Source organism: Marinomonas rhizomae, from assembly GCF_003315485.1.
Lineage (GTDB): Bacteria > Pseudomonadota > Gammaproteobacteria > Pseudomonadales > Marinomonadaceae > Marinomonas > Marinomonas rhizomae.
The window spans coordinates 146,364-162,536 of record NZ_QNSE01000010.1; the positions used below are offsets into that span (position 1 = coordinate 146,364).

Genomic DNA, 16,173 nt, shown 5'->3' on the forward strand with positions numbered 1-16,173 from the left:
TGGGGCGTATTATAGAGAAACCTTTTTTTTGGTCAATAGTTTTTTTGAAAAAAAATTAAAAACTTAGTTTCTTCTGATCGTCTGGTATTATCTTCCTATATCAAGGAGATAAACCAATGCTTCATATTGTACTTTACCAACCAGAAATTCCGCCTAATACAGGCAACGTTATTCGATTGTGCGCCAATACTGGCTACCATCTTCACCTGATCGAACCACTTGGCTTTGAGCTTGAAGATAAAAAATTACGTCGGGCTGGGTTAGATTACCATGAGTTCACGCGCCTAAAACGCTACCCTAACTTTCAGGCATTTGTTGACCAAAACGAGATAGGCACTGTTTACGCGTTAACGACAAAAGGCAGCCATACCCACAGTGAAGCAAGCTTTGCTGAAAATGATGTGTTGGTTTTCGGCCCAGAAACTCGCGGCTTGCCTGCAGAATTTATTGAAGCTTTGCCGCCAGCTCAACGCTTACGCTTGCCGATGCAAGCCAATTCTCGTAGCTTAAATCTATCAAACACTGTTGCGGTAATGGTATACGAATCTTGGCGTCAGCTAGGTTATGCCATGCCAGCTGATAGCGAATAACCAACCGAGGTACGATGAATTCTCTTTCTCTACTTTTAAAGAAAAAAAATAGCCGCCGCCAATTTCGTAAAAAAGTACACTTGCATGAAACAGGCGATTTAAAAAAACGCCTTCTGTTTTTGGCTGGTGTAATCGCGCTACACAGCTTGGCGATGGTCTTCTTCGAAGACTTAAATTGGTGGCAAGCCTTCTGGTTAACCATGACGTCAGCCAGTACCACAGGTTACGGGGACATTTCTGCCGCAACGTTTTGGGGGCAATTTTCTACCATCGTATTAATTTATGGCATGGGAATTACTCTACTCGCACAAATCGCCAGTGACTATGTTGAAATCAGGCTAACGCGCAAAGAAATGCGCATCAAAGGCCGAATGAGATGGGACGACATGCAAAATCATATACTTATTATCAATACTCCAAAGTACGATGCCGAACGCTATTTAGGCTTATTGGTTGGCCAGATCAGCCAAACACCCGAGCTCGCGGACATTCCGATTCAAATCCTCACTAATGCATTTCCTGAAGGTTTACCACTTGACCTAAGATCACAAGGTGTAGTTCATCACACTGGCGATGCGTTAGAAAATGGCATGCTGGAGTCTGCAGGTACACATAAAGCGAAATACATCATTGTGCTTTGCCAAGATGCTCAAGACAGTCATTCTGATAGCTTAACCTTTGATGCTTTGCATCGAGTACAAGCATTAAACACATCAGCTTTTGTGATGGCTGAAGCGATTAATGACTCTAATCGACCACGATTTAAAGCCGCAGGCGCAAACGCTGTTATACGGCCTGTGAGGGCGTATCCTGAGATGTTAGTGCGTTCAATGATTGCTCCGGGGACAGAGCAAGTATTGGAAGATTTATTTCGACATCAAGGAGACCATACGATTCGACTTGATATCGAAATAACTGGCGTGACGTGGGCCAAAATCGTCACAACCTTGATTCAAAAAGATGTTGGTACTGCGCTTGGTTACGTGAACAAAAATGGGGAGATTATCACTCATCCGCAAACCTATTCAGTCATCGATGCCCAGGGACTGATTGTCCTTATTAACGACGATCAAGAGATCCCATCATTGGCTGAAATCGGTCTGTTTTTTTAACGAATAAGGCCTTAGAAATGAGGGTTTAAGAAACCTTTACGCGATGCAACGAGCGCCGTCGTGTAAAGGTCTCAGGCTTGCTTATCTTGCAGTTTAAGCCCAATAACTTCAATTTGGTTACCATCCATTTGCCTAATTGTCAGGCGAATATTACCAAAACGCACTCGGTCACCAACAACAAGATTTTTACCAAGTTGGCGCTGCAACAATTCAGCGGCGGTGTCAGCTTCATCGATACCATCAAGCGGCACACCGTACACTTTGGCCAAATCAATCAAGGACGCATCGCCACGAATAGCAAATTCACCAAAGAAATTTTGCAACAAGAAAGACGCAGACGCCTTATGGGAAAAAATCTGCGCGACATCGTTAACGTCACCAGGATGCAACAACATCCAAATTTTATCGCCGGATTTCAATTCTGTATCAGCGTTCACGACAATCGGCTTTTTGTCTCTAACAAGTGATACGAGTTGAGGCGTTGATACCGTTGAACTTGGCACATTTTGCACTATCGCTGCAGGAATTTTAACGCCTTCAGTTTGTACTAAGAACTCATACAACTCCAAAGAGTGGTTCGAGTCTGTGTCATTAATCAAAGAAAAGCGTGTTGTCGGCGCTGGCGCTGGCGGAACGATAATCTTTAACCATCGTGCCACTTGCGGAACAGTTGATCCCTGCAGTAGCAAAGAGATGAGCACCACAGTAAAGGTAATTTCGAACAACAACTCGGAATTAGAAAGACCCGCGATAACAGGGTAAAGCGCTAAGACAATCGGTACTGCGCCACGCAAACCGACCCAACTAATATAAATACGCTCACGCAAACGGAAATCAAATGGCAATAAACACACCATGACAGCCAAAGGGCGAGCCACAAAAATTAGGAAAGTGGCGATGGCAACGGCTTGCCATCCATGAGTTAAAAGGCTTGATGGGGTGACAAGTAGACCCAGCAACAAGAACATACCGGCTTGCGCCAACCAAGCCAACCCATCCATAACTTGAGAGATGGCATCTTGTTGTTTAATTCTCCCGTTTCCTACCGTCAAACCGACAAGATACACCGCAAGAAAACCACTGCCGCCAATCAGATTAACACCCGAAAATACAGCCAAACCAAATGAAATAATAAGGAGTGCGTACAAACCTTCAATTAGTGGTACTCGACGTAAAACCATGAGTAACAATTTTCCGCCGAGTAAACCCAATACGCCACCAACCGCAAACTGCTGAACCATTTGCCCTAAGAAAGCCCAAACGCTCAACGCCTCTGCACTCTGCAAAAGCCCAGTAAGCATGACCACTAACAAAATAGCCATTGGATCATTGGCACCGGATTCTATTTCTAATGTGCCACCAACTCGTTCGTTCAGCTTAACGCCACTATTACGCAATAAACTAAACACCGCTGCCGCATCAGTCGAGCCAACAATGGCACCGAGCAATAAACCATAAATCAGTTTCACTTCTAGCAACCAAGCCGCAAATGCGCCGACGGAGGCCGTTGTAATCACAACGCCTAAGGTAGCAAGCGATAAAGACGGCCATAAGGCAACTCGGAAGGTACTGGTTTTGGTCTGCATACCGCCATCCAAAAGAATGACAGCTAAAGCGAGATTGCCAACAAAAAAGGCAAGGTTTGGATTGTCGAAGTCTAATCGGCCTATTCCCTCTTCACCCGCTAACATTCCCATTCCAAGAAAAACCAGCAGTAAAGGTAAGCCAACACGAACAGTAAATGAGCTGGCCAGAATACTGACTAAAAACAGTATTCCGGCTAAGAAGATATAACTATTTGTATCGATGGTAGTAACTACCTATTAATTAAAGTTGACCTGTGAGCGTTAGGTATTTTTCCATTAACTGCTCTTCCGTTTCTTTGCGGTTAGGATCCAGCGGAATACAGTCAACAGGGCATACTTGCTGACATTGGGGTTCATCAAAATGACCTACACATTCTGTACATTTAGATGGCTCGATCACATAGATCTCTTCACCCTGAGAAATAGCTTCGTTAGGGCACTCTGGCTCACACACATCACAGTTGATGCATTCATCGGTAATAATAAGAGACATTATTCTCTCCTAAAACCGCTGCCTTACTTACAAAGTGTATAAGCAGCAGGACTTAAAAAAACAGAAACTAAATCGTTTTATAATGTTCTTGCAGAACACGTTTCACTTCTGGGTTAACAAACTGACCAAAATCACCATTTAAAGACGCAATCTCACGCACTAATGTAGATGAAATATAAGAGTGCTTCTCAGAAGGCGTTAAAAAGATGCTTTCTACATCTGGCGCAATTGCACGGTTCATATTGGCTAACTGGAACTCATATTCAAAGTCAGATACAGCTCGCAAGCCACGAATGACGACTTTGCCACTGACAGAGCGAGTAAACTCGGTTAGCAAGTTATCAAAACCAACCACTTCCACATTAGGTAAATGACCCAATACTTCTTTTGCCAATGATATACGCAATTCATGAGATAGCGCTGGACGCTTTTTAGGGCTCGCTGCAACCGCTACGATAACCTTACCAAATAGTTTTGATGCGCGTTCAACCAAATCCGTGTGGCCGTTTGTAATAGGGTCAAAAGTCCCCGGATAAACCGCAATCGTACTCATAGCTTTCATCCAAAAAATTAATAGGGAGAACGAGTCAGGTAGCTAACAACTTTTGTCTATGCTAATTCCCGTTTTAGGGGTCGCATCATATAGGAATACGCCCCTGTTCTCAATTCGCCAAATCGCAACAAGATATATCCCGCCGAAGATCGAGCATATTTATTATATTAAATACTATATGGTGCCAGTACTTGTTTCAAAAAAGAGATAGCCAGGAAGATAAAGATTGGCGATAAATCTAGGCCACCTAGCGTCGGGATTACACGTTGAACAGCCCGATATAAGGGGGCGGTAATTTGTCCAACCAACATGGCTCCTGGGTGATTTGCCCCCGGTGCGACCCAACTAAGGATAACTGAAATCAGCATCGCCCAAAAATACAAATCCAACAAATGATACAAGGTACCTGCAAACGTATAAATAGCGTAGCTAGTAGGTGAAATAACCGCACCTTTAATCATCACGACAAAGAAAACAGTCAAAAACTGAACAGCAAACGCCAATATCAGAGAAGCGGTATCCAAACGACCAATGGCAGGAATCACTTTTCGTAAAGGCAAAATCAGTGGGCTAGTCGCCTTAACAATACCTTGGCTAATTGGGTTATAAAAATCTGCACGTGTTAGCTGAAGCACCAAGCGCAGCAACACAATAAATAAGTAAAGGTTACAAATAACCTTGACGAGCATAACAAATGGATCGGAATACATAGCGTCTATGTCCTTAATTAATCTTTCTTGGCTGCAAAGTCTGCCGCCATTTCTTTCGATCGGTTAACGCAGGCCATCATTGCATCTGCGACTATTTTATCAATATCAGCGGCTTCGAAAGACAACAAAGCTTGCTCAGTGGTTCCCTTTGGCGAAGTGATATTTCTACGTAACTGCTCAATAGGCTCATCTAATTCCATGACCATACGCGCCGCACCAAACATTGCATTACTGGCTAATTCACGACTTGTTGCCTCGTCTAAGCCTTGTTCTTTAGCGTTTTTAACCATGGCTTCAATAAAGCGAAAAAAATACGCTGGCGCACTGCCAGACAAGCTCGTCACAGTATGCATGTGAACTTCATTTTCCACCCAAACTGAGTTACCAATGCTAGAAAACAACTCACTTACCTGGCTTTTTTGCTCATCATTAATATATTGATTAGCAATTAAACCTGTCATACCTGCACCGATCTGCGATGGCGTGTTTGGCATGCTACGAACCACAGCAACCGGCTTACCTAGCCAGTGAGCCAACGAATCTAATTCAATTCCGGCTGCAACTGAAATAAACAGTTGGCCTTCACGCACCTGTGATGAAAAACCCTCTACTACAGACTGCATTTGAGCAGGCTTAACACACAACACGACTATATCAGCCTGACCCACCGCCGAATCATTATCCGCCAACATGGCAATACCATATTGCTCATTATAGTAATGACGTTTTTCAGGTGTTCTAGACGTACCCATAATTTTGTCAGCTGGATAGCCTGTTGCCAACATGCCACTAAAAATCGCACTCGCCATATTTCCCACGCCAATAAAGGCGATACTTGGTGTCATTTTATATCCTATTCTTTCATTATTCGAGCAGACAAAATGTCATCTACTTATTCAAAAATTTTCTACGGTTAAAACCCTTCACACATTAATTGCATCACGTTGTAGTGGAATAGTTTCGTTCTCCAAAAATAGCCGTACCAACGCGAACCATGGTGCTGCCGGATTGAATGGCCGCGGGTAAATCTCCAGACATACCAATAGATAAGGTATCTACCATGCTATCGGATTGGGATAATTCAACAAAAGCCTTTGCTAATGGGTCATACACCGCACATTGTGCATCATGGTTATCTTGTGGGGCAGGAATAGCCATTAAGCCGCGAAGGCGTAAATTTGGTAGCTCTGCAACCAAGGCCACCATGTCATTTAATTCAACTAGGGACACTCCGGCCTTACTGTCTTCATCGCTAATATTTACCTGAATACAGACGTTAAGCGGTGGCAAGTTGTCAGGTCTCTGCTCACTAAGACGACGGGCGATTTTGTCACGATCTATAGAGTGAACCCAGTGCATAGTTTCTGCGATCAAACGAGATTTATTGGACTGAATAGGCCCAATAAAGTGCCATTCTATATCCGGCAAATGCGATAATGCGTGAAATTTATCCACCGCCTCTTGTACGTAGTTCTCGCCGAAAGCTCTCTGACCCGCTACGTAGGCAGCCTCAAGTGCAGATAATGGCTTTGTTTTACTAACTGCCAACAATCGGACACTACCTGGCTCTCGCTTATACTGTTGCACACATTGTTCAACCTGCTGAGAAACTCGCGCTAAATTTGCTTTAATATTTCGTGCTTCGTTATTTTCGTCTTCAATCAACATGTTGCGCCACGCTCCGCTGTTTTCAAGATGTAACGGGTAAACCTAACACTGCACTCTCTGCAGTAAATATCTGTGTCGTAGCAGAGAAACGCAATGGAAGCGCATCATAGCATCTTTTTAAAAGGCAGAAAAAAGCTTACCAGAAGCTCTTCAAAAGAATGGATTTAAGCAGTACTTACAAAGTGTAAAAGTCCGCGCTCGATTCATAACATTCACCATGAAATTCAAGGCGATAGCCTGATGTATTTAGCAAAGAGTTAGCGGCAAATAAAGCGGCTTGATGAAGTGTTTCTAAAGATGAATGTTCGGGGTAGAAGGAAATACCAATCGATACCCCTTCACGAATTAAACCATTGCCTGAAAATTTAGCGGAACCAAGTGATTTCAATAACTTCTTCGCAACTATTTCAGCGTCTTCCAAGTGCTGAATACGAATCCCCATGACTAACTCACGCTCATCATAATGGGCGATAAGGTCATTATCACGAACCGTCTCGCGCATCGCATCCGCCAAAGGCTTTAAGTCAACATCATTCACCTTAGAAGAAGACAGTAAGCGAAGAGAAAGTAATGCTGCACGTTGAAAATGGCGACGAGAGTCCTTTAAAACAATACCAAAACTATTATCAAAACTATAGCGTCGCAACAAGCCTGTCGTTGGGTCTCTGTGGCTATCTTCTAACAGCAAGTAATCTGCTTTTTCCCTTTCAAATAACGCACTTAACCAAGCGGCATAACTATCTAAGACAAGCTCCATTAGTTCACTTTCAAGACGAGCTTCTTCGCGTTGCAACACCAACATAAGATAAATCGAGCCATCGCAATCCGACACGCTCACCATGGACACATCAGAGAACGCATGCTCTTTTAGAAAAGGCAACCAATTCTTCCAACCTGACTCATTTTGAATATCAATATCATGACGTTTTGGACAAGATGGACTTGCTGCAAACGTAATTAGCGCTTGAGGTACTGTGCTCAACTGGCTATTGGAATTGAGTAATTGATCATTTACGGAATCGGTGTATTGCAAACGCCACTGCAAGCACTCTTTATCACAAATAATAAAAAGACAATACGCATTGGGCAATTGGGTCTGCATTTTATCTTTAAAACGATTGAGCGAGGTACTGAGCAAAGATCCCTTAGCGATAACTTGAAGCGTTTGAGGCATATCGCTGTACAAATTTTTTATAAAATCTCGCTCTTTTTCAAGATAGGCAACACGAGAACGTAAGTCCTGCTGTTCCTTGAGCAGTGAATTTGAAGAGTCGATTGGCATAAAATACTAAAACCATAATAATCCGTAATTCAAACTAGATTAACTGGCTGATATAAAAAGTAAAGGAATAGTAAGGCCAAGTGAAAGAAAAACACTCAATCAGCCTTACTAATCGGCTTAAACAGTTTGATAAACTCGTTGACCTGAGATGTAGGTCGATGTCACACGCCCGACAAGTTCATCACCGAAATAAGGTGAGTTATGGCCTCTTGTCTTGCGCCCTTCATAAGACCATGTCCAACGAGCAGTACTATCGAATAAAATAAAGTCAGCAAAACTCCCCACCGACAAGGAACCTGCTTCTAGCCCAAAGCAAGCCGCGGGTCCTGATGTTAGGCAAGTCAACACGGTAGAAAAATCTAAGTCGCCTTCATCCATCAATTGCATCGTCAAAGGCAATAAAATCTCTACGTTCGCCATGCCAGGCTCTGTTGCTGCAAACGGTGCAATTTTTGCCATTTTCTCGTGTGGCTGATGATCTGAACAGATGGCAGAAATAACCCCGGCTTTAAGACCTTCAATCAAGGTCAAGCGGTCTTCATCACTACGTAGTGGCGGCAGCACATGATAATGCCCATCAAAGCGGCTCAAAACCTGATCATTTAATAATAGGTTATGTACGGCCACATCTGCCGTTACGTCTAATCCAGATGCTTTAGCATCGGCGATCATTTCTACTGACTTTGCACAAGACAAACGAGCAAAGTGTGCGCGTACACCCGTTTTTTCAACCAATAACAAATCACGCATCAACGCAATGGTTTCTGCCTCTTCTGGAATGCCCTGTAGACCATGCATCGTTGACATCAAACCTTCGTGAGCACAACCACCTTCCGAAAGGCTCGATTCGTCAGGATGAAACACTACCAACAAATCATGCGTTGCTGCATATTCAAGTGCGCGCGACAATACCTTGGTGCTCACCATTGGATGACGATGATTCGACAATGCGATACAACCTGCGTCCGTTAAGGCAACCATGTTACTTAATTGAGCACCTTCTAAGCCTTGTGTTAGCGCGCCAAGCGGAAACACATTGGCCATACCAGCTTCGTCTGCTTTATCTTGAATCAGTGCAGCAACCGCCGCGGTATCCACAATTGGGCGAGTATCAGGAGGGCAAACCAAAGTGGTTATACCGCCAGATACAGCAGCACGGCCTTCTGTGGCTATATTACCTTTCTGAGTTAGGCCTGGTTCACGAAGAGAAACCGCAAGATCAACCAAGCCAGGCAAGACCCACTGCCCCGATGCATCAACGACTTCGGCGTCTTCAAAACCCTCTGGAGCTTCACCAATCGCAACGATTTTTTGATTATCAACAAACAGATCTTTTACCGCATCAATATCTTGACTAGGGTCGATCAGACGACCATTTTGAATACGTAATTTCATGTTATTTTTCATCCTTCGCTGCTGGCTCTTCACTTTGCAACTGACCGCTCATCGCCATTGACATAACCGCCATTCGTACCGCAATACCATTGGTTACTTGATTCAAAATGACAGAATGCTCGCCATCCGCAACTTCTGAAGATATTTCCACACCTCGATTAATTGGTCCTGGGTGCATTACTATCGCATCAGGTTTAGCCCAGGCAAGCGTTTCTTCTGTCAAACCATACAAGCGGTAAAATTCGCTTTCGCTTGGTAACAAAGCGCCTTTCATGCGCTCTTTTTGTAAGCGCAGCATCACAACAACATCAACGTCTTTTAGACCCGCTTCTAAATCATGGCAAATGGTTGCTCCCATTTCCTCAAAGAAACTCGGCACCAAGGTTTTTGGTCCGACTAAACGCACATCACTAACACCCAATGTAGTCAGCGCTTGTAGTTGTGAACGCGCCACGCGGGAATGCAAAATATCACCAACAATAGCGACTTTAAGGCCATCGAAGCGGCCTTTGTGACGACGAATCGTCAACATATCTAACATAGCTTGAGTTGGGTGAGCGTGACGTCCATCACCAGCATTGATGATTGCCACGTTTGGCGTGCAATGTTCAGCAATGAAGTGAGCTGCGCCACTATCAGAATGACGAACGATAAACATATCGCTTTGCATCGCTTCCAGGTTTTTCAGAGTATCCAGTAAGGACTCCCCTTTCGAGGTTGCTGAGGTTTCAATATTAAGATTGATAACATCGGCTGACAAACGCTTTGCGGCTAATTCAAAGGTGGTACGAGTACGAGTAGAGTTTTCGAAAAATAAGTTCACCACAGTTTTACCGCGTAGAAGCGGCACCTTCTTGACCGACTGCTCTCCCATTGAGAGAAAAGAATCTGCTCGATCAAGAATCTCCGTCAAAATGGCTTTGTCCAATCCATCCAGCGTTAAAAAGTGCTTAAGCTGCCCGTGTTCATTTAACTGTAATGCCCGAGGTTCGGATCGCATCATGGTTTGCTTTCCTCAAACTGCAAAGACGATGGTGTCGTCTTTCTCTATTTAAAATAGGATGTTCAGATAGGAAAATGCCCGGCACAAAAAAACTGCGTCCGGGCATTCATGACACTAAGCGGTTGTCCCACCGTATTTTTTGGGTGTGAATTAAGTCTTCTAACCGCTGTACCGTCAATCTTATCCATACGTTAATTGTCGTACGTGTTCGACAAAAAATAAAGCACTGTTATACATATTAATGGGTATCAATCACAGAAACATTCAGTGGTTCTGGCCCCATCAGCTTGACTCTTTGATCAGGATTAAGCATTAAGCATTCACCCACAATATCCGCTGCAATAGGTAGCTCATGCTGACCAAGATCGTAAAGTATTGCTAAGGTGATGCTAGCAGGTCGACCAAAATCAAATATTTCATTCATTGCCGCTCGAATCGTACGACCAGACATCAAGACATCGTCAACTAAGATGACGTGACGATCTTCAATAGCTGGCAGTAAAGTTTGATTTACCTTGGGGTTCAAGCCAGCTTTAGTGAAATCATCACGATAAAAAGTGATGTCCAACGTTGCTAGGGGTTCTTTCGTTGGCACCGCTTCCATCAGGCGTTCAGCCACCCAAACACCACCGGTATGAATCCCTACAACAATGGCATCTTCGATGTTGTTCTTTTTACAGTAGCCTGCCAATTGCGTTTTCATAGACGCCAGAGAATGCTCTAAATCTAACTTCATTATCTCTCAAACCTTGCTCTTAAATTCATCATAGAGACCTTTGCACGACGACTGTGCTTGCCAATACTTTGTTAAAGGCCTCATCATAAAATACCGATCAATAAGTGATTTATTAGTAAGACTCGGCAAACCAAGTCTCTAAAATCATTTGAGCGGCCAAACCATCTACCGAATTTTCTTTAAAATTACGATTACCTCCACGAGCAATAACTTGCCCCTTGGCCTCATAAGAAGATAGCCGTTCATCCATCATATGGTAAGGAAGGTTAAAACGTCCATGCAATCGTTTGGCAAATTTACGTGCTCGTTGACACATCTCATTTTCTGAACCATCCATATCTAATGGCAAACCGACCACAAAAGCATCTGGTTTCCATTCCGCCACGATGCTTATAATTTCATCCCAATTTGGAATACCCTCTTTAGCCTTAAGAGGGTCAAGCGGCTGGGCAGTCCCAGTAATGCTCTGGCCAAATGCAACACCTATGCGTGTTGTACCAAAATCAAAGCCCAATACTGAGCAAACAGTATTGGGCTTCTGGTTATCATCTAGCGATGTTTCTGAGGCTGTCATTAACCATGTCCTATATCCGGTGAAAGTCTAGTCATATCAATTCCCAGTACGCGCGTAGCGGCGGTAAACTGCATATCACTTGGTGTATGGAATAATACGTCTAAATCCGCCTCACATACTAGCCAATCATTATTTGCGATCTCGGTTTCAAGCTGTCCAGCATCCCAACCAGCACAGCCTAGCGTGATACGAAAGGCATCAGGACCATTCCCCTGTGAAATATCTTCTAATGCTTCTAAAGAAGCCGACAGAGAGACTTCATCGGTCACTCGCAAAGTATTGCTCCAGACTTTATCGGTAGTATGCAAAATAAAACCACGCTCAGCTTCCACTGGGCCGCCCGTGTATATTGGCTCAGATGTTAAACGTGGGCTGTGAATTTGAATTCCAAGGTGATCCGCCAATTCTGTAAAATCAACATTTGAGGGACGATTGATAATAATCCCCATGGCGCCCGCTTTAGTGTGTTCACAAAGATAGATAACAGTATGTTCAAAATGTGGGTCGTCTAGGTGTGGCATAGAAATTAAAAAGTGATTTTTAAACGAATCGAAAAATGCATTCATAGTCATGAGCCCTCTTTAATTGATGACAGCGCAAGGATCGCGCTCGTTACTAAAACCTAAGAAGTACCTGAACTTAAGACAAAACTCGCCAACAGAGCGAGATATAGACAAGAAGAGCAAAAAGAAGACGGCAAATAAAAACAGCCGACTTCTGCAGTATAGGACAAACAGAGCGTTTGCCTACCCCAAAACTACAAATTATTACCGAATCCCTTCAAAACTCACATTTCAAACAGTAAACTAGCAGTCATAATCCCTAATACGGGATGTAAGAACATCTTTTCGTGCTTAGGAGTCACGCTATGCCCTTATTACCATCACAAAGCGTCCAAATACAATCAGCGCATGCTGAGATGTTTGATCGTCTACATGCGATGAGTCTAGCGGCATGGATTCAGCACTACCAAGCCGAAACGGTTGATTTACGCTACTTTTTTCACAGCGGCTGGTCTTCCTAGCTTTCCGTGTATTGTCCTAAAGAACACCACAGCATCATACGTAAAGATGCTTTTCCAAATGATTAAGACAACACCGCCAACTATTGGCACAGGAAGCAAAAATGCAACTACAAGCAATCGATTACACCAGCGCAACCGCCGCAAAAGACTTTGTAAAATCCCTTCGTGAAACAGGGTTTGGTGTCCTTAAAAACCACCCTATTCAAAAAGATTTAGTCTCTGCAATTTATACAGAGTGGCAGACCTTCTTTGATAACGAGTCAAAATACGACTATCGCTACAATGTCGGCACACAAGACGGATTTTTCCCACCTGACGTTTCAGAAACAGCCAAAGGCCACACTAAAAAAGACATAAAAGAATACTTTCATTATTATCCATGGGGACAATGCCCTGAAGATAAAAAAGCACTTTTAGAACAATACTATGCAGAAGCAAACACACTAGCATCCGAGCTATTAGCCTGGGTTGAAACACACTCACCCGCTGAAGTAGCGCAGCATTATTCACAGTCCCTTTCTAGTATGGTGGAAGACAGCGATCAGACATTACTACGCATACTGCACTACCCACCACTTAAAGGTGACGAAGAACTGGGGGCGATTCGTGCGGGTGCACATGAAGACATTAACCTATTAACAATACTGCCATCCGCTAACGAACCAGGCCTACAGGTTAAAGCCAAAGACGGCACTTGGATGGATGTTCCATGTGACTTTGGGACTTTGGTTGTTAATATCGGTGACATGCTTCAAGAAGCGTCTGGCGGATATTTTCCTTCCACATCTCACCGAGTGATTAATCCCGAAGGTGCCGATAAAACCAAATCGCGTATTTCTTTGCCTTTGTTTTTGCACCCAAAACCAGAAGTGGTTTTATCTGAACGCCATACAGCAAAAAGCTACCTACATGAGAGATTAGTAGAACTGGGCGTTATCTAATATTTACTTCCAACTCATAAAAAAGTCGTGACTCATAACAATGTGATAAACAAAGCAGTGAGTCACGACTTACTTCAAATCAAATACCTTCGCTCGACTACCCGCCAGTTAAACGGATAATAATAGGAATACCTACCACAATAATGATGGAAGAAACCAAAGTTGTGGTCGCAATGGCGTTTGCCGTTGATTTACCATCATCACCTTTTGCAACCGCCGTAACATAAGCCGATGCCGCCGTTGGAGCGGCAAGAAAGATAAACAAGAACAACAATTCTTTTTGGCTAAAACCAAGCAAGCAACCCAAAGCCGTAAATAAAATAGGGCTCAACGCCACTTTACATAAAATCGCCATCGAAAAATGTTTTGGTAAAGAAAAACCACTGGTCGCCAGCGAACCACCAATACAAACCAAAGCCAATGGTAGAGATAAGCCACCAACTAAAGAGCCCGTTTTTACAATAAAGGCAGGGAGTTTCAGGCTAATCAGGTTTGCTATCACCCCCAACACAATACTTAAAATCAAAGGATTCTTCAGTAAACTTCTCAATACCGGAATCAGCTGTAATTTACCATGGCTGTACCGAGTAAGAATAATTTCAGCCAGAATATTGAACAGTAAAACACTCAAGCCAGACATAACACCGCCAAGCGCAACCCCATCTTGACCGAACATATTAACCACTAACGCGACGCTAAAAATCCCACAGTTACCGCGAAAAGCAATTTGAACAAAAACACCTCTCTGTCGCTCAGGAACATTCAATTTTACAGCGACTAGCCACGCAAACAAAAATGTTAAGCCAATCGTAGCCAGAAAATACGCCGCTAAATTAACACTAATAAGGCCACTTAAATTATTTCCGAGCATGCCGAAGAAAAACAAAGCAGGCATAGAGACCTGAAAAACAAACCGCGAACTGATTAAAATAAAACCATCATTGATTAGCTGAATTCGACGTAAAAACACACCCATCACGATCATTAACAACACTGGCGCGGCCACATCTAAAATCACGCTTTGCGTATCTAACAACATAGACTCCCTCAAAAAAAAACACGCTAAAACCATTATAATAAATGGAGTGTTCCATCAATTAACTGAAAAAACACTTTATACCAATTTTTCATTCACTAATGGTGGAATCTTGCAGGCTTTTGATTTTACTAAGACCATTTTTCGATATACTCATTTTTCTTATAGCATAAAAAAGGGAGCTTCAACGGCTCCCTTTTGACTTAAAATCAATGTTAACAAGTATGTTTTTGCACCTAAAGATCAATCCCTTTGGATTTAAGCAGTTCTGCAACTTCTACAATTTTACCTGTTTTTACGGATTCTTCCGCTGCACAACCTACCACAACAGACCAGAAGCCTTCTTCTACCGTTGCGCTGTTGGTTTTTTTGCCTGCCATTTGATCAGCGAAAGCAATATGTTCGAACCAAGTAGCACCATTGTGGCCAGACGCTTCGATCAATTTAGGGTAGCTTGGCTGTGAGGTTTTAGACGGACGATTCTGACCACAGAAAACTTCCATTTCAGTACGCAAACGCGCATTTTCACTGAAATCTTCAATCTCGGCTGCTTTCACTCGACCTTCATCACCGCATACCAATAGCTCTTCATGAAACATGGGAGCAAACATGCAAAGGTTGAAGCCAGCCCGAACGCCATTTTCATATTCTACCGTGACAAAAGCACTATCCAGAATGTCGGATTTCTCGCCTTTAAATTCGAAGTCGCGGAAGTTAGTAGACTGGGAACCATTGGCATACACACGTACTGGACGAGACTGAGCAAACAAGTTCATTAAATCAAAGTAGTGGCAGCATTTTTCCACCAGCGTACCGCCAGAGAATTTAGAGAACTTGTTCCACTGATTTACTTTATCAAGAAACGGAATACGGTGCTCCATGATGTTGATCATCTTCACGTCACCGACCGCTTTACGTTCTAGCACTTCGTGAATGGCTTCGGAATAGATAGATTTATAGCGATACTGCAAACCGATTTGCAAAACAGCGCCGTATTCTTTCGCCATCTTGGTGATTTCGTAGGCATCTTCTAACTTGGTCGCCATCGGCTTTTCCATGAAGATGTGTTTGCCCGATTTGATCGCCACTTTTAGAACATCAAGGTGGGTAAAGTTAGGCGTACAAATTAAAATACCGTCAACTTCTGGGTCATTACACGCCGCCTCTAGCGTTTCGTAGACTTTAAAATCTTCATCGGTGATTTTAGCGAATTCTTCTTTGGCTACTTTAACGCTGCGCTCGTTTAGATCGAACACACCATGAATAGCAGAACGACCAACGCGAGTCGCCACGCGCATGTGCTCCATACCAATCATGCCGCAACCAATCAGATTCACACGAAACTGCGCTGGCTCTTTGGCGAAGAAGTGACGCTCTTCTTCATTGATGTAATGAAAAGCTGGGCCAGTGTAGCTAAATAGTTGTCCGTCGATTTTTTCTCTGCTCATGGTATCTCACCTAACTTAGAAT

General features: G+C 43.3%; 18 protein-coding genes. 4 read left to right on the forward strand and 14 right to left on the reverse strand.

Going from position 1 to position 16,173, the window contains the following annotated elements:
- Nucleotides 1-116: 116 nt before the first annotated feature.
- Both trmL and DFP80_RS14295 read left to right on the forward strand, forming a co-directional pair.
- Nucleotides 117-590 (forward strand): tRNA (uridine(34)/cytosine(34)/5-carboxymethylaminomethyluridine(34)-2'-O)-methyltransferase TrmL, encoded by a 474-nt coding sequence (trmL, locus tag DFP80_RS14290; RefSeq protein WP_113917482.1) that lies wholly within the window; start codon nucleotides 117-119, stop codon nucleotides 588-590.
- Nucleotides 591-604: 14 nt separating this feature from the next.
- On the forward strand, nucleotides 605-1,702 hold the full coding sequence (locus DFP80_RS14295) for an ion channel (protein ID WP_113917483.1): 1,098 nt from the start codon (nucleotides 605-607) through the stop codon (nucleotides 1,700-1,702).
- Between the two features lie 71 nt (nucleotides 1,703-1,773).
- Here DFP80_RS14295 and DFP80_RS14300 read toward each other — a convergent pair whose 3' ends face one another.
- From DFP80_RS14300 to DFP80_RS14355, 12 genes are all read right to left on the reverse strand, one after another.
- Nucleotides 1,774-3,510 (reverse strand): potassium/proton antiporter, encoded by a 1,737-nt coding sequence (locus DFP80_RS14300; RefSeq protein WP_113917484.1) that lies wholly within the window; start codon nucleotides 3,508-3,510, stop codon nucleotides 1,774-1,776.
- A 19-nt stretch (nucleotides 3,511-3,529) separates the two neighbouring features.
- Nucleotides 3,530-3,781, reverse strand: a complete 252-nt coding sequence (locus tag DFP80_RS14305; RefSeq protein WP_113917485.1) for a YfhL family 4Fe-4S dicluster ferredoxin — start codon at nucleotides 3,779-3,781, stop codon at nucleotides 3,530-3,532.
- Between the two features lie 67 nt (nucleotides 3,782-3,848).
- Nucleotides 3,849-4,334, reverse strand: coding sequence for a pantetheine-phosphate adenylyltransferase (gene coaD, locus DFP80_RS14310; protein WP_113917486.1), 486 nt, complete (start codon nucleotides 4,332-4,334; stop codon nucleotides 3,849-3,851).
- A 167-nt stretch (nucleotides 4,335-4,501) separates the two neighbouring features.
- Complete coding sequence (locus DFP80_RS14315) at nucleotides 4,502-5,044, reverse strand: YggT family protein (RefSeq protein ID WP_113917487.1); 543 nt, start codon at nucleotides 5,042-5,044, stop codon at nucleotides 4,502-4,504.
- Nucleotides 5,045-5,061: 17 nt separating this feature from the next.
- Nucleotides 5,062-5,889: a pyrroline-5-carboxylate reductase gene (proC, locus tag DFP80_RS14320; RefSeq protein ID WP_113917488.1), complete on the reverse strand. Its 828-nt coding sequence runs from the start codon at nucleotides 5,887-5,889 to the stop codon at nucleotides 5,062-5,064.
- 94 nt (nucleotides 5,890-5,983) lie between these two features.
- Entirely contained in the window at nucleotides 5,984-6,712 is a 729-nt protein-coding gene (locus tag DFP80_RS14325; protein ID WP_113917489.1) for a YggS family pyridoxal phosphate-dependent enzyme, read from the reverse strand.
- A gap of 175 nt (nucleotides 6,713-6,887) precedes the next feature.
- Complete coding sequence (locus DFP80_RS14330; protein ID WP_241560278.1) at nucleotides 6,888-7,994, reverse strand: GGDEF domain-containing protein; 1,107 nt, start codon at nucleotides 7,992-7,994, stop codon at nucleotides 6,888-6,890.
- 117 nt (nucleotides 7,995-8,111) lie between these two features.
- Complete coding sequence (locus DFP80_RS14335) at nucleotides 8,112-9,389, reverse strand: dihydroorotase (RefSeq protein ID WP_113917490.1); 1,278 nt, start codon at nucleotides 9,387-9,389, stop codon at nucleotides 8,112-8,114.
- Nucleotide 9,390: 1 nt separating this feature from the next.
- Complete coding sequence (locus DFP80_RS14340; protein WP_113917491.1) at nucleotides 9,391-10,392, reverse strand: aspartate carbamoyltransferase catalytic subunit; 1,002 nt, start codon at nucleotides 10,390-10,392, stop codon at nucleotides 9,391-9,393.
- Nucleotides 10,393-10,630: 238 nt separating this feature from the next.
- Complete coding sequence (gene pyrR, locus DFP80_RS14345) at nucleotides 10,631-11,128, reverse strand: bifunctional pyr operon transcriptional regulator/uracil phosphoribosyltransferase PyrR (RefSeq protein ID WP_113917492.1); 498 nt, start codon at nucleotides 11,126-11,128, stop codon at nucleotides 10,631-10,633.
- 112 nt (nucleotides 11,129-11,240) lie between these two features.
- A complete protein-coding gene (gene ruvX, locus DFP80_RS14350) occupies nucleotides 11,241-11,702 on the reverse strand; it encodes a Holliday junction resolvase RuvX (RefSeq protein WP_113917493.1) in 462 nt (153 codons plus the stop codon).
- Nucleotides 11,702-12,274, reverse strand: a complete 573-nt coding sequence (locus tag DFP80_RS14355) for a YqgE/AlgH family protein (protein WP_241560279.1) — start codon at nucleotides 12,272-12,274, stop codon at nucleotides 11,702-11,704. The genes ruvX and DFP80_RS14355 overlap by 1 nt, the downstream gene beginning before the upstream one ends.
- Before the next feature lie 296 nt (nucleotides 12,275-12,570).
- Here DFP80_RS14355 and DFP80_RS20695 point away from each other — a divergent pair, with 296 nt between their 5' ends.
- Complete coding sequence (locus tag DFP80_RS20695) at nucleotides 12,571-12,726, forward strand: hypothetical protein (RefSeq protein ID WP_158601365.1); 156 nt, start codon at nucleotides 12,571-12,573, stop codon at nucleotides 12,724-12,726.
- 101 nt (nucleotides 12,727-12,827) lie between these two features.
- The gene (locus DFP80_RS14360; RefSeq protein ID WP_113917494.1) at nucleotides 12,828-13,667 is read left to right on the forward strand and encodes a 2OG-Fe(II) oxygenase family protein; all 840 of its coding nucleotides are present in this window, start codon (nucleotides 12,828-12,830) and stop codon (nucleotides 13,665-13,667) included.
- Nucleotides 13,668-13,764: 97 nt separating this feature from the next.
- On the opposite strand, the gene DFP80_RS14365 is transcribed toward DFP80_RS14360, so the two are convergent.
- The gene (locus DFP80_RS14365) at nucleotides 13,765-14,706 is read right to left on the reverse strand and encodes an AEC family transporter (protein WP_158601366.1); all 942 of its coding nucleotides are present in this window, start codon (nucleotides 14,704-14,706) and stop codon (nucleotides 13,765-13,767) included.
- Between the two features lie 233 nt (nucleotides 14,707-14,939).
- Complete coding sequence (locus DFP80_RS14370) at nucleotides 14,940-16,151, reverse strand: Gfo/Idh/MocA family protein (RefSeq protein WP_113917496.1); 1,212 nt, start codon at nucleotides 16,149-16,151, stop codon at nucleotides 14,940-14,942.
- Nucleotides 16,152-16,173 lie beyond the last annotated feature (22 nt).